The 13,532-nt window shown below is 65.3% G+C and carries 11 protein-coding genes; 4 read left to right on the plus strand and 7 right to left on the minus strand.

The window, feature by feature from the left end; all coding sequences use genetic code 11:
• Positions 1-224: 224 nt before the first annotated feature.
• The 4 genes from SO180_RS26660 to SO180_RS26675 all read right to left on the minus strand — a co-directional run bounded on the left by SO180_RS26660 (position 225) and on the right by SO180_RS26675 (position 6,909).
• Entirely contained in the window at positions 225-1,625 is a 1,401-nt protein-coding gene (locus tag SO180_RS26660) for an MATE family efflux transporter (RefSeq protein WP_449381809.1), read from the minus strand.
• 61 nt (positions 1,626-1,686) lie between these two features.
• Positions 1,687-3,486 (minus strand): ABC transporter ATP-binding protein, encoded by a 1,800-nt coding sequence (locus SO180_RS26665; RefSeq protein ID WP_449381810.1) that lies wholly within the window; start codon positions 3,484-3,486, stop codon positions 1,687-1,689.
• A gap of 488 nt (positions 3,487-3,974) precedes the next feature.
• Complete coding sequence (locus tag SO180_RS26670; protein ID WP_449381811.1) at positions 3,975-5,558, minus strand: DHA2 family efflux MFS transporter permease subunit; 1,584 nt, start codon at positions 5,556-5,558, stop codon at positions 3,975-3,977.
• 25 nt (positions 5,559-5,583) lie between these two features.
• Complete coding sequence (locus SO180_RS26675) at positions 5,584-6,909, minus strand: HlyD family efflux transporter periplasmic adaptor subunit (RefSeq protein WP_449381812.1); 1,326 nt, start codon at positions 6,907-6,909, stop codon at positions 5,584-5,586.
• A gap of 183 nt (positions 6,910-7,092) precedes the next feature.
• Between SO180_RS26675 and SO180_RS26680 the strand changes: the two genes are divergently transcribed.
• Entirely contained in the window at positions 7,093-7,728 is a 636-nt protein-coding gene (locus tag SO180_RS26680; RefSeq protein WP_449381813.1) for a TetR/AcrR family transcriptional regulator, read from the plus strand.
• Positions 7,729-7,913: 185 nt separating this feature from the next.
• Complete coding sequence (locus SO180_RS26685; RefSeq protein ID WP_449381814.1) at positions 7,914-8,264, plus strand: DUF6665 family protein; 351 nt, start codon at positions 7,914-7,916, stop codon at positions 8,262-8,264.
• 28 nt (positions 8,265-8,292) lie between these two features.
• Here SO180_RS26685 and SO180_RS26690 read toward each other — a convergent pair whose 3' ends face one another.
• Positions 8,293-9,513 carry an extensin-like domain-containing protein gene (locus SO180_RS26690; RefSeq protein WP_449381815.1) on the minus strand — a complete coding sequence of 407 codons (1,221 nt, stop codon included), beginning with the start codon at positions 9,511-9,513 and terminating at the stop codon, positions 8,293-8,295.
• A 283-nt stretch (positions 9,514-9,796) separates the two neighbouring features.
• Complete coding sequence (locus SO180_RS26695; RefSeq protein WP_449381816.1) at positions 9,797-10,132, minus strand: hypothetical protein; 336 nt, start codon at positions 10,130-10,132, stop codon at positions 9,797-9,799.
• Positions 10,133-10,382: 250 nt separating this feature from the next.
• Here SO180_RS26695 and SO180_RS26700 point away from each other — a divergent pair, with 250 nt between their 5' ends.
• Both SO180_RS26700 and SO180_RS26705 read left to right on the plus strand, forming a co-directional pair.
• The gene (locus SO180_RS26700) at positions 10,383-11,171 is read left to right on the plus strand and encodes a DUF2147 domain-containing protein (protein WP_449381817.1); all 789 of its coding nucleotides are present in this window, start codon (positions 10,383-10,385) and stop codon (positions 11,169-11,171) included.
• A 256-nt stretch (positions 11,172-11,427) separates the two neighbouring features.
• Positions 11,428-12,816 carry a FecR family protein gene (locus SO180_RS26705; protein ID WP_449381818.1) on the plus strand — a complete coding sequence of 463 codons (1,389 nt, stop codon included), beginning with the start codon at positions 11,428-11,430 and terminating at the stop codon, positions 12,814-12,816.
• A gap of 65 nt (positions 12,817-12,881) precedes the next feature.
• On the opposite strand, the gene SO180_RS26710 is transcribed toward SO180_RS26705, so the two are convergent.
• Positions 12,882-13,445, minus strand: coding sequence for an NUDIX hydrolase (locus SO180_RS26710; protein ID WP_449381819.1), 564 nt, complete (start codon positions 13,443-13,445; stop codon positions 12,882-12,884).
• Positions 13,446-13,532 lie beyond the last annotated feature (87 nt).

Consider the following 13,532-nt stretch of genomic DNA (forward strand, 5'->3'; position numbering starts at 1 on the left):
TCCTTCAATATGCGATTCTCACCCAGCTTGGTCCGTGGATTTCTGACTCAGTAAGACTAAAGCGCGATGAGATTAGGGAAAATCGTCATCGCGCTTTAGGCTGTTGTTTGAGCATGATCTTTTCGGAAAACCGCTTCACACTTTTCCGGATCAAGCTCTAATGCGCTGCACCGGCGGCTCCGGCAAGTCTGGCGGAGCCGTGGTTGCGGGACAGCACGAGAGGCCTATTCGGCCGCGCTCGTACCGACGGCTGCAATCTCCACCCCATCGCGCACAGGACCGGTCTCCGCGGGAGGCAGGCGCTTCCCGAACTCGCGGCGCAGCAGCCACACGCTGAGAGCGGCCTGCAACGTCGTCGCCGCGATCGAGAGGTACCAGACCTGCTCGATCCGGAAACCCGGCCGCGTCGACAGCCAGATCGCCGGCAGCGAGTAGGTGAGCACGCGTGTCACCGAGCTAAGCAGCACCGGCTTGGTATTGCCGAGGCCCTGGAACATGCTCGAGCAGGTGAAGATCAAGCCCTGCGCCACCATGTTGAACGAGATGATCCGCAGGAACAGGAAGGCGATCCTCATGGTCTCGCGGTCGTTCGAGAATCCGGCGAGCAACCACTGTGGCTTCGATTGCGCAAGGATCATGAAGCCGATCATCACGACGGTGACGATCAGCACCGCCTTGACGAAGGTTTCCCGCACGCGCGCACCGTTTCCGGCGCCGACATTCTGGCCGGCGATCGGCCCGGCCGCGAGCGCAACCGCAAGCCCCGGCATCTGGATCAGACCGAGCACCCGCTGTCCGATCCCGAATCCCGCCTGGGCCGGCGCGCCGAAATCGCGCAGCACGTAATAGACCACCGCCATGAAGAAGAACATCATCGCGAACTCGCCGCCGGCCGGCAGGCCGACATTGAGGATCCGCTTCCAATGCTGGAGCTGCGGCCGCCATTTCCGAGGGTCGAAGGCGACGTAGCGCTCCAGTCTGCGGAAATACGCATACAGCATCAGCACGCCGGTCAGGACGCCGATGGAGCTTGCGAGGCCCGCACCGGCCACGCCGAGCGGATGACCCGTGCCCCAGCCCGCGATCAAGACCGGTGCCAGCGCGATGTTGATGACGACAGCAAGTGCCTGGACGAGCATGGTAGGCCGCACGATGCCGGTCGCCCGCAGCGCGGACGCCATCACCTGTATGGCAAATTGCAGCGCCAGAGCCGGCACGAACCACAGCAGATAGGTGCTGCCCGCCTCGATGGTGGCTTCGTCCGCGGCAATCGAACGCATATAGGGGCGGGACAGCGCGGACCCTGCGACCAGTGTCGCGAGCCCAAACAGCACCGACAGGACGATGGCCTGGTTGAAGATCAGGTTGGCGTCGTCTCGATCCTTGCGTCCCACGGCATGCGCGATCAGCGCGACCGTGCCGACGCCGAGCACCTGCATCAGCGCATTGACGAGGAAGCCGGCATTGCCGGCCGCGGCCACGCCCGCGATGGCGGCCTCGCCTAGTCCCGAGACGAAATAGAGATCGACGAGCTGGCAGAGCATGATCGTGATCATCCCGACCACGATCGGCGGGGCCATGGTCAGGATGTGGCTTGCGATGGAGCCGCGTGTCAGGTCTTTCATGTCGTTCCATTTCCGGCGGCGTGGCCTTCGGACGAGCGTCCGTCAGCCACGCGCCACTTCCTCATCCCACTGCTGCACTCGGTCCGAACTCGATCACCTGACGCTCGAACAGGCCGCGATAGAGGCCGCCTGGCCGAGCCGTCAGCGCCTTGTGGGTGCCCTGCTCGACGATCTCGCCGCGGTCGAACACCAGGATGCGATCTAGGCTGCGCACCGTCGACAGGCGATGCGCGATCACGATCGAGGTGCGGCCCTTCATCAGCCGCTCCATCGCCTGCTGGATCAGCGCCTCCGATTCCGAGTCGAGGCTCGACGTCGCCTCGTCCAGGATCAGCACCGGCGCGTCCGCCAGGAATGCGCGCGCCAGCGCGACGCGCTGCCGCTCGCCACCCGACAGTTTCACGCCGCGCTCGCCGACCAGCGTGCCGTAGCCTTTCGGCAGGCGCAGGATGAAGTCGTGCGCATTCGCCAGCCGCGCCGCCTGCTCGATCGCCTCCAGGCTGGCGCCGGGCCGGCCGTAGGCGATGTTCTCGGCGAGCGAACGGTGGAACAGGATCGGCTCCTGCTGCACGATCGCGATCTGGCTGCGCAGCGATTGCTGCGTCGCCTTCGCAATATCCTGCCCGTCGATCAGCACGCGGCCATCAGAGACGTCGTAGAGCCGCTGCACCAGCTTGACGAAGGTCGTCTTGCCGGAGCCGGAGCGGCCGACAAGTCCCACGCGCTCGCCAGCGCGGATGTCGATCGACAGGCCGTCATACAGCGGCGCGGGATGGCCGCCATAGTGGAACGTCACGTCGTCGAACACGATACGGCCACCCTCGATCAGGATCGGCGTTGCATCAGGCGCATCGGCAATGCCGATCGGCTCGTCATGGATCGCGACCAGCTCCTCCATGTCGTTGACCGAGCGCTGCAGGTTGTTGATGTGCATGCCGACGTCACGCAAGTACGCGTGAATGATGTAGTAGCTGGTCAGCACATAGGTGACGTCGCCGGGTGAGGCGCGCCCCGCCATCCACAGCAGCACCGAGCCGCCGATCACCGACGCGCGCAGGCACAGCAGCAGCGAAAGCTGCGACAGCGCCGTGTAGTTGTAGCGCAGCCAGGTCCGCCGCACGCGCACGCGCCAGCGCTTGATGACGCGGGCGAGCCGTGCGTCCTCGCGCGCCTCCGCGCCGAACGACTTCACCACCGCGTTGCAGGTCAGCGCATCCGCGAGCGTGCCGCCGACCTTGGTGTCCCAGGCGTTGGAGACGCGCGCGGCCGGCGCGATGTAGCGCGTGGAGAACAGCGCCGTCATCGTGACGTAGACCAACGCGCCGAGCGCGACCACCGCGCCGAGCGAGGCCCAGTGCACGCCTAACAGGATCATCGAGCCGACGAGCACGCTGAGCGAAGGCAACAGCGCCAGCAGGATGGTGTCGTTCAACAGGTCGAGCGCCCACATGCCGCGGGTGATCTTGCGCACCGTCGAGCCGGCGAACGAGTTGGCGTGCCAGTCGGTCGAGAAGCGCTGCACGCGCATGAAGGCGTCCTGCGCGATCTCGGACATCAGCTTCAGCGTGAACGGCACGATCACCTGCAAGCCGGCCAGCCGCAGCACCATCGAGGTAAAGCCGAGCGCCACGATCGCGCCGAACGCGACCAGCGCCGCATGGCGCGCGGCAGGATCGTCGGGACCGTGCGTCAGGGCGTCGACGAGACGCCCGGAGAACACCGGCATGAAGAGGTCGGCAACCGTCGCGCCCAACAGGCCGCCGCCGACCGCGAGCGCGCGCCCCGGCTGCTTCAGCCAGTGGCGGAATACGAAGGGCAGCACCACGCGTATCGCCGCGGGCCTTTTTGACAGTGCGGTCATGGCGTTATCCGGCTGCGCGCTGGCGCAGTCCGGCTCCATCAATGGACGCATGACGGCCACGAAGGCCGAAAATGGCGTCGTTAAATCAGGTCGTCGCTTGGGAATTGGAGCGGCCGGGGAATCGGGCCCGGTCGAAGCTGGCGAAAGCGGTCTCTAAAGGACCGAAGACACACCGAGCTTGAACATCGAGCGCGGGCGTACGATCTGCGAATGCGTGGAAATCATGCAAATCCCTCCCGGTTCGAGCAATGAGGCGCGCTTTATAGATGCATCGGTTGCGATTTGCAACACGGCTCGCGCAAGATGTCGCGCGAGTGTTGCAAATTTAATGCGCGTCGCCGCCGCCTTGATCTCCGCCGTCATGCCACGCGAAGGCGGGGCATCCAGTATTCCAGAGACGCCTGACGTCCCTCGCGCTGCCGCAGTGTACTGGATCGCCCGATCAAGTCGGGCGATGACGCCGTGTGTGTGGCACCGTCACGACAAATTTAATGCGCGTCGCCGCCGCCTGCGAGGGACGCCGGCTTGTTCAGGAGCAGCACCAGCAGGCTCAGGCCGAGATAGAACAGCGTCAGCATGAAGAAGGCGTCGCCATAGCCCATCACGACGGCCTGACGGTGCACGATCTGGGTGAGCTGCTTCATCGCCATCAGCGTGGCATCGCCCAGGCCCTGGAATTTCTGCATGAAAGTGTTGAGCGTCTCGGTCGCCGTTGCGTTGCCCCAGGTCACGCGCTCCTGAAGACGCGTGATGTGCAGATCGGTGCGGTCGTTGAGCACGGTGTTGATCACCGCGAGGCCGACGGCGCCGCCGAGGTTGCGCATCAGGTTGAACAGGCCGGAGGCGTTCTTGACCCGATCCGGCGGCAGCGTGCCGAGCGCGATGTTGTTGGTCGGCACCATCGCGAACATCATGCCGACGCCGCGCAGGATCTGCGGCAGCAGCAGCTCGTAGAAATCGAAGTCGCGGGTGATCCAGGTCATCTGGTAGGAGCCGATCGCGAACACGATCAGCCCGAACGCGATCATGTAGCGCATGTCGAAGCGCAGCATGAGACGGCCGACCAGCGGCGCGACCAGGAACATCGTGGCGCCGGAGACGAACATGGTCTCGCCGATCATCAGCGCGCTGTAGCCGCGCACTTCGGCGAGATAGCGCGGATAGATGTAGGTCAGGCCATAGAGCCCGATGCCGATGCAGAACTGCAGCACGCAGCCGACCGCGAAATTGCGGTTGGAAAAGGTACGCAGGTTGACGATCGGTTCGGCCGCAGTGAAGACGCGCCAGAAGAAGGCGATCGCGGAGACGGCACAGACCCAGGCGAAGATCGCCACCGACGTGTCCTGGAGCCATTCATATTGCGGGCCTTCCTCGAGCACATATTCCAGCGAGCCGAGGAAACCGGCCATGAAGATCAGGCCCCACCAGTCGAAGCGGTCGAGCAGCTCGAAATGCGGCTCGTCGAAATCGACCAGCGCCAGCACGCCCAGCGTGATGCCGATGCCGGGCACGACGTTGATGAAGAACAGCCAGTGCCAGGACATAAGGTCGGTGATGTAGCCGCCGACGGTCGGACCGACGGTCGGCGCCAGCGTCGCGACGAGACCGATGATGGGGCCGACGATGTGGAATTTCGTGCGCGGAAACACGGTGTAGGCGGAGGCGAAAACCGTCGGGATCATCCCGGCGCCCAGGAATCCCTGAAGCGCGCGCCACAAGATCATCTCCTCGATCGAGGAGGCGAAGCCGCACAGCAGGCTCGATGCGGTGAAGCCTGCCGCCGAGATCGCAAACAACAATCGCGTGCCGAGCGCGCGCGACAAGAATCCCGAGAGCGGAATCGCGATCACTTCGGCGATCAGATAGGCGGTCTGCACCCAGGAGACTTCGCTCTGGCTCGCCGACAGGCCGGCCTGGATCTCGGACAGCGATGCCGAGACGATCTGGATGTCCAGGATCGACATGAACATCCCGAACACCATGATGATGAAGGCGAACAGCCGCTTCGGCTCGATGCGCTCCGAAGCGGGGTTCGCCATCATGGCGGGATTGGCGGTCGTTGCAGTCGCCATCGTCTGGCCTCGCAGGGCTGTTCGCTTACTGCGGATGGATCATCGTGGGATCGTCGAGATCGATTTCACTATCGGCGTCGGCCGCGCCCTTGTTGGTGTCGACGGTCGCGTAGACCGACATGCCGGCGCGCAAGAGATTCTGCCGCGCGACCGACTTCGGAACGCGGATGCGGACCGGCAGGCGCTGCACGATCTTGGTGAAATTGCCAGTGGCGTTGTCGGGCGGCAGCAGCGTGAACACCGAGCCTGCGGCCGGCGAGATGCTGTCGACCATGCCGGAGAACTTGCGCATGCCGTAGGCATCGACCTTGATCGTCACCGGCTGGCCGGGACGGATGCGCTTGAGCTGGGTTTCCTTGAAATTGGCGTCGATATAGACCTCCTCGAGCGGCACGATGTTGCCGAGCCGCTGGCCGACCGCGACGAAGTCTCCGGTGTTGACGAGGCGGTTGGAGAAGGTGCCGTCGACCGGCGCGCGCACCGAGGTGAAGCTGAGGTCGCGCTCGGCTTTCGCAAGCGTGGTCTTCAACTCCGCAAGCTGCGCCTGCGCCTCGGCCTGCTGCGCCTTGGCGACGTCGACATTGCTGACTGCGACGTCGTAAGCGGCCTGCGCCGCCTTGACCGCGGCGGCGCCCTGGTCGCGTCCGGCTTCCGAAGTCTCGAACGTGGCGCGCGAGGCAAAGCCCTTGCTGCTCAGCGCCTGCTGGCGCTCATAGTCGAGGTCGGCGCGCTTGAGGCCCGCTTCGGCGGAAACGAGCTGCGCCTTGGCCTGCACGACCTGACTGTCGAGCGCTGCGACCTGGCGGCCGATACGATCGATGGTGGCCTGCTGGGTTGCGATCCTGGTCGCGGCGGCGTCGACTGCGATCTTGTAGTCGCCGTCGTCGATGCGCAGGACGACGTCGCCGGCATGCACCAGCGTGTTGTCGCCGGGCAGGATCGAGGAAATGTGGCCGGCAACTCGCGCACCCAGCATGGTGTTGTTGGCGCGCACATAGGCGTCATCGGTGGAAACGTAGAAGCGGCCGACCAGCGTGTAGTAGCCGGCATAGCTCGCTGCCGCGAGCGCAAGCAGAAGCCCGACGCCCATCAGGACGAATTTGCGCTTGCCGGATTTCGGCGGGACGGCCTTCGGTGCAGACGCGCCGGTCGCCGGCGTACCCGGGGCAGGCTTCTCGATTGCCGGCCTCTCCGGTGTTTCGGCCGTGCGGCGTTTGCTCTCCTCGGCCACCGACCGCAACTGCTCGGCCAGTGCCGCCGAATTGTCACTCGCGGCTTCGCCCTGAGCTGGTGCTTGATCCTGGGAATCCTGGCGAAGGACGCGCGCGGCCTGGTCTCTCGATACGGCCATAAAGGCCTCCCCACAAAAACACGCGATCGGGCGAGCCGCGACGCGGCCCCTCGCCTTCGCCAAATGACGAATATCATTGACCGAACCGTTCGGTCAATATAGATTATTCCCCGATCGAACCCTAGTGGCCGGAATCCTTTCTTTGGGTTTCCGGCACCAAAATCCTCAGGGAACCCTGAATCAATGGTTGCAGCCGTTCGCGACACCGTCGCTGTCGTCTCAGAAGAGGACAGCTCCAAGCGCCGCCAGATCCTCGACGGCGCTCGCAGGGTGTTCATGGATCTCGGCTTCGACGGCGCCAGCATGGGCGAGATCGCGCGCGCGGCCGCGGTCTCCAAGGGCACGCTCTACGTCTACTTCGCCGACAAATGCGCACTGTTCGAAGCCATCCTCGAGGAGGAAGCACTTCAGCACGGCCAGGTCGTGTTCAACTTCGACCCTGCGCGCGATGCCGAGACCACGCTGAAGGAGTTCGGCCAGGCCTATATCCATTTGCTCTGCCGGCCCGGCGGGGGATCGGCGATCCGCACCGTGATGGCGATCGCCGAGCGCATGCCCGAGCTCGGCCGCCGCTATTACGCGTGCGTGCTGGACAAGACCGTCAACCGGCTCGCCGACTATCTGAAGGCGCATGTTGCACCGGGCGATCTCGCCATCGACGATTGCAACCTCGCCGCCTCCCAGTTCATGGAGGTGTGCAAGGCCTCGCTGTTCCTCCCCTTCATTTTCCAGGCCGCCCCAGCCCCATCCGAGGAGCGCATCATCGCCGTGGTCGACAGCGCGACGCGGATGTTTTTGGCCGCGTACCGGGCGAAGTGAGAACAGCAAGCGGCGTGTGATCTGCTCACCAAATCCACCAGTGTCATGCCCCGGCTTGACCGGGGCATCGGATCGCCCGATCAAGTCGGGCGATGACGGTTGAGGGTGGGGCAAGCGCGTTCCTCAATCTCGTCATTGCGACCAGCGCGTTGCGCATGCGGTCCGCGTGACGCTATACATAAGCCATGTCCTCTGATCTCCGCCTCAACCGCACGCCGGTCGACGTTCTCAACTACGAGATCGTTCAGGAGCAGGCATCTGCGTTCGGGCGGATGGGGCGAGCGCTGGAACAAGCGCTCGCGAAGCTGCGCGAATTCGATGCCACGCATCCGCCCGCGGATGCGCGTGCATCAACGCATCAGGCACGCCGCGCTCTGGTGATGGAGGCCGGCCACGCGCTCTGGATGTTCGTGGTACAGCGGGAGGCGTGCGGCATTCGCGACAGCCGACCCGTCATGCGCGACTACAACGTGCCAGGCGAGGTGCAGCGCTGCATGGGGCTGGTTCCGGCACCATCGATGCGGGCCGCAAAGTAGGTTCAACGATCACAGGCGTACGTGCGCCCTACTCGTCCTCGAACTCGTCTTCCTCGTTGACCTTCTCGCGCTTGCCTTTCCGACCGAGCGAGCCGGTCACGTAGGGGTCGCGCGAGTTGGCATAGGGATTACGCTGCTGGGCGCGGGCAGCGACCTCTTCGCCGGAGACGGCAGCCGGTTGGCAGATCAGGCGGCGGCTGGCGCGCCGCATCAAATCGACGTGGATGTGATCGTAGTGATAGACGTTGGAGCCCGGCGCGAGCACGGTCGTGAAATGCGCGCACGCGCCGGACTGCACGTCGCGCAGAAAACCCTGCTCCTCCGGCAGGCCGCGCCAGCCGTCCTTCACCGAGATGCGGCGGCCATCGACGAGCGTGAAGGCGGCGATGTCGAGCGCATTGCCGAAGGCGTGCTCTGAGATATGGGCGTGCGGATTGCCGTTCATGCCGCGGCAGGAATAGGCGGAGATCTGCTTGATCTCGACCACGCGCTGGCCGAACCAGCGCATCGCCGAGGGCTGCACGGTGTCGGCGAACCAGCGATCGAGCTCGGAGACGATCGGGCAGGCCAGCGTCGCGGTCGGCTTCACCGCAACCGGGCCGACGGCGCCGACGGGACTACCCTGCCCGGGACCAAGCCGCGGCAAGGGTTGCTGCTCGGGGCGCTGCGCATACGGCGCCTGCGATTGCGAGGAGTAATTCGGCCGCGCCGGATAGCTCGGCGCGTTCATGTAGCGCGCCGCTCCCGCCGCATCGGTGCCCTCGGGCGGCAGGTCGATCTCGTCTTCCTGCGGCGGTGCGACGCCGGGCGCGCTGAGCGAGATCGGACCTGAGCTTCCGCCATAGCCGGAGGGCTGGTTCTGGCGCTGCGGATAGCTCGAGGCGTTCGGATAGGCCTGGTTCGGATAGCTCTGGCTCTGCGGATAGCTCGGCTGCGTTCCCGGCCAGCGCGGCTGGTTGCCAATGCTCGCCGGCGGCCGCAGTTCCTCGTCGGCGAAGCCAAAGCTGCTGGAGCCTTCCCCGATGGCTGCCACTTTCAGCGGAAATTCTGCTCCACAGGCGCCGGGGCCGGAGATCGGCTCGATCCGGACGATCTCGGCGCTCTCTTTCACCGCGCCCGATTTCAGGCACGCGGCTTCCGCCTCGGCCCGCCACGGTTCGCGCTCGGCCTGGAAGAAGCCGCGTCCGCAACCCGCAAGCGAAACAAGGACGATGGAGCCGACGAGATACAAACGAACTCCGCGCGTCATGCACGCAGGTTCGGTGAATTTACTTAAAGACTCTTCAACGCTTTGATTTTACGTTTCTTTAACCATGAGGGTCGGCCCTTGCGGCGGGAGAGCGACAGCAACGCTGGCTTTTTCACCGACAGACTCGCTGTTAATCTTACGAGTTGCGCGCAAAGACGCGCGAACAGAGGGAGCTCCTTTATGACGTTCGTCGGTAGACTGAGCGTTGTGACTACGTACCTCGCAATAGCCTTTGTCGGAGCCATCGTGCTCGGCGTGATCTAGTTTCCAGACACGGCAAAGCTCAGTCGTAATTCGCGCACTCCGATCCGGTGACGCCGCCGATCTTCAAATCGCGGCACATCATGCCGGGATTATCGGGGTCGGGAGAGCGGTCGTCCTTCTCGCGAACGGTATGGTCGAAGCCCCAGCCGCGCGACAGCATGCAGCGCTCGTATTCGCGCGACGTCACCGTACCGTTCTGCGGCTTGCCGAACTGCGCGTCACAGAACGCACCATCCGCCTGCAGCTCGTCAGGACCGCGCTGCCGCTTCAGCGCGTTGCGATAGATGTCCGTGTCGGCCCGCGCCGCGACGATGCCGCCGACCAGTAGCGCGGCGACGAGAATGAGGCGGAGCATGTTGGCTCTCCTTTCCAGCGATCTTCAGTGATCGGTCGCAAGCAAAGGCGAGAGCGATTCGATGAAAGGCGATGACGGACAGGAGCAGGAAGGCGCTCTCGCGCCAACTGTGACGCAGCTCACTCCGTCGATGCCGATGCCGTGACATCAGTCACGGAAGCCGCGGTGGGCTCCGCGTAGGGTCGAACCACGCTCAGTGGATCACCGACATCCGGCCACACCGTTTCCACGCCACATTTGGGAGGCTGCCATGACCAGGCTTTCTGTCGCCGCTACCGCGCTCTTCCTCGCTACGACCGCAATTGCCCATGCCGGCAACGCGATTTCCTTCCAGATCGACGGGCAGAGCATCCACATCCAGGCTCCGAGGAACTGCGCCTCGCTGGATTGCGTCACCATCGTGGCGCCCGGCCTGTCGAACAAGCCGATCAGACTCAACAACATCAACCTCAACGGTTTTGGCTCCAAGGACGATGACGACACCACGTCGTCGAGCACGACGACCACGACCCCACCGACTCCGGCGCCTGCCGCGCAGCAACCCACGCCGCAGCCGCCGGTCCCGGCGACCGCGCCTGCCGCACCAGTCGTGACTGCGCCGCCTGCGCCGTCCACGACCGTTACCACGCCGACCACCACCGCGGCCGTGGGCGCCAACGTCACGCAACAGGCAGCGCCCATTGCACCGCCTGCTCCCGTTGCCACACCGGTCGTGACCACGCCCGCACCGGCCCCTGTTGCGGCTGCGCCCGCACAGGCCACGCCGCTTGGCCTGTGGGCGACCGAGGAGAACAAGGGCAATGTTCGCGTCGAAGACTGTGGCGGCAACCTCTGCGGCTATGCCGAGAAGACCAACGAGAAGATCCTGATCAACATGAAGCCCGATGGCGCCAAGTGGAGCGGCCGCATCCACGATCCCGACTCCGGGCGCAACTACGACTCCACGATCGCGATGAAGGGCCCGAACATGCTTCACGTGCAAGGCTGCGCCTTGGGCGGCATATTCTGCGGCGGCCAGACCTGGAAGCGCGTGAGCTGACGCGCGTCATCCCGGGGCGATGCGAAGCATCGAACCCGGGGTCTCCCGCCACAATCTCCGGATTCCGGGCTCGCGACTTCGTCGCGCCCCGGAATGACGAGCAAGGACCGTGACGCCACGCCCCGAAATCCGGGACGTGGCGTTTGAACGTTGGCAACGCCTGTGCGACAGACGTTCATCCGCCATTCAGCCATCTCCGGCTGAAATCGGCTGATCTCGCCTCGTGTCTTTCACCGGGACCCTCACTGTGGCTTTGATGCTGGCTTGGCGCCGCTGCGTGCTCGCGCTTCCGCTGCTGGTCGTGCCGCTCGCTGGCGCGACGGACGCATGCGCATCCGACGCGACCCTGCTCGCGCAGGCGCAGCCGGCGCCGCAGGCGACGCCGACACCGTCTCCCTCGCAGGCGCCCGCGACACCGGCACCTGACGTTCAAACCGCCGCGCCTGCAGAGCCGATCGGCAACGTCGCCACCGTGACGGGGATCGCCACCGTGATCCGCGACAAGAATTCCTATCCGCTGAAGGCGCGCGACGACATCTATCTCAATGACGTCGTGCAAACCGCTTCGAACTCCTCGCTCAGCATCGCCTTCAACGATTCCACCACGTTCAATCTGTCGGCCAGCGCCAAGATCACCATCGACAACTACGTCTACGAGGACGGCGGCAAGCAGAACTCGGCGATCTTCGACGTCGGCAAGGGCACGGTTGCCTTCGTCGCCGCAGCGGTCGCCAAGACCGGCGACATGAAGATCACGACGCCGACAGCAACGCTCGGTATTCGCGGCACCACCGGCGTCATCGACGTGCCGGCCAACGCAAGTGCTGCAACGACCGCGACCAACAACGTCAACATCAAGCTCTATCCCGACGCCGACGGCAGGGTCGGCCACATCGACGTCAACGACCGCACCAGTGGCGCACGGCTCGGCGCGCTGACGCAAGGCGCATCCGGCTTTGCCATCCGCCCCGGAACGGGCGGCGTGCGCTTTGCCGCGGTGCCGATCACGATTGCCCCGCAACAGGTCGCGCGCGACCGCGCCTTCGTGAGCCAGGTGCATCAGGCGCAGACCACCGGCCGGCAGATCGTCACCGAGCAGCGCGAATTCCGCAGGGCCAATCCGGGCGCTGCCCCGCGCATTCCGCGGCCGGTCCAGCCGGCTCAACCGCAGCAGCAACAGCCGCGGCCGAACGGTCAGCCCGGACAACAGCCGCAGCGGCCCAATGGCCAGCCCGGGCAGAACAACCGTCCGGGCCAGCAGCAGCCGGGTGCGCCGAATCGTCAGGGCACACAGCAGCCGCAGCGCCAAGGACAAGGCGGCGCGGCTCAGCCGGGCACGCCGCGCACCGGGCAAGGCCAGCAGCAGGGTGCGCCGCGCACGGGACAGACGACGCCCGGCGGCACGACCAGTCCGCAAGCGCCGCGCGGCGGGCAGGCTCCGGCAGGCACGACAACGCAACCAGGCGCTACGCCTCAGCCGCAGACACCGCATGCCGGCCAGCAGGGCCAATCGACCCCGCCCGCTGTCCAGCCGCAGCAAGGTGGCGTGCAGCGGCAACCCGGTTTGCAGCAGCGCCTACCGGGCCTGCAACGCCCGGCACCGCGCAAGCCGGCATCGCCGAGGGAGAAGAAAGAGCGGAGGTAGCGGTGCCGCCCCCTGTCGGTAGAGGGTACGCGTCGATGCAGTGCTCGTTTACATTTCTCTTGAACTCACGCCTCGCCGCGGAGCCAGGCCTTTACCTTTTGCAGCAAGCCGTGTCGCAGCTCCTCGACCGAAGCCGCCTCCGCAGGCGTCAGCGACTGCATCGCGGCGTCGACGTCGTCCATGGCTAGTGGCGGTGTGGCTTCCGCTTCAGTCGGCGCGAGGCCGGCGGCGGCGAGCGCGATCGGGCCGACTTGCAACAGGAACGCTCGCTCATACTCGCGCGACAGCCGCGCGACTGCATCCTCCAGCGGCAACCAGTCGACCGCCTTGACGTCGTTCATCAGCTTGCGGACCGGCCCGCCGTCCGCCTCCATGCGCCAGAAATGGACGATCTTGGAACGCCCACCGGACGGATAGGCGAGCGTGCCCAGAAATTCGCGGATGGCGACGTCGTGGCCAGTCTCCTCCAGCACCTCGCGGTGCGCGGCTTCCCTCAGCGTCTCGTCATCGTCGAGTTTGCCCTTGGGCAAAACCCATTCATTGCGCTTGCGCTGGCGCACCACGGCGATCAACGGCGCGTCGCGCCGCACCACAATTCCCCCTGCCGCCAGAACCGGCGCCCGCGCCATCACTCGTTACCTGCCGTGTCGAACGAATCGCCCTCGCGGACGATATAGGCCGCCGACACGGCGGATTGAAGGCTTCTTTAGTGGAGC

The organism is Bradyrhizobium sp. UFLA05-112 (genome assembly GCF_053572325.1).

Excerpts from the sequence above, each read along its gene's own strand:
- SO180_RS26660 (WP_449381809.1), bottom strand. The coding sequence starts at position 1,625 with ATGAAAGACCTGACACGCGGCTCCATCGCAAGCCACATCCTGACCATG.
- SO180_RS26665 (WP_449381810.1), bottom strand. The coding sequence starts at position 3,486 with ATGACCGCACTGTCAAAAAGGCCCGCGGCGATACGCGTGGTGCTGCCC.
- SO180_RS26670 (WP_449381811.1), bottom strand. The coding sequence starts at position 5,558 with ATGGCGACTGCAACGACCGCCAATCCCGCCATGATGGCGAACCCCGCT.
- SO180_RS26675 (WP_449381812.1), bottom strand. The coding sequence starts at position 6,909 with ATGGCCGTATCGAGAGACCAGGCCGCGCGCGTCCTTCGCCAGGATTCC.
- SO180_RS26680 (WP_449381813.1), top strand. The coding sequence starts at position 7,093 with ATGGTTGCAGCCGTTCGCGACACCGTCGCTGTCGTCTCAGAAGAGGAC.
- SO180_RS26685 (WP_449381814.1), top strand. The coding sequence starts at position 7,914 with ATGTCCTCTGATCTCCGCCTCAACCGCACGCCGGTCGACGTTCTCAAC.
- SO180_RS26690 (WP_449381815.1), bottom strand. The coding sequence starts at position 9,513 with ATGACGCGCGGAGTTCGTTTGTATCTCGTCGGCTCCATCGTCCTTGTT.
- SO180_RS26695 (WP_449381816.1), bottom strand. The coding sequence starts at position 10,132 with ATGCTCCGCCTCATTCTCGTCGCCGCGCTACTGGTCGGCGGCATCGTC.
- SO180_RS26700 (WP_449381817.1), top strand. The coding sequence starts at position 10,383 with ATGACCAGGCTTTCTGTCGCCGCTACCGCGCTCTTCCTCGCTACGACC.
- SO180_RS26705 (WP_449381818.1), top strand. The coding sequence starts at position 11,428 with ATGCTGGCTTGGCGCCGCTGCGTGCTCGCGCTTCCGCTGCTGGTCGTG.
- SO180_RS26710 (WP_449381819.1), bottom strand. The coding sequence starts at position 13,445 with ATGGCGCGGGCGCCGGTTCTGGCGGCAGGGGGAATTGTGGTGCGGCGC.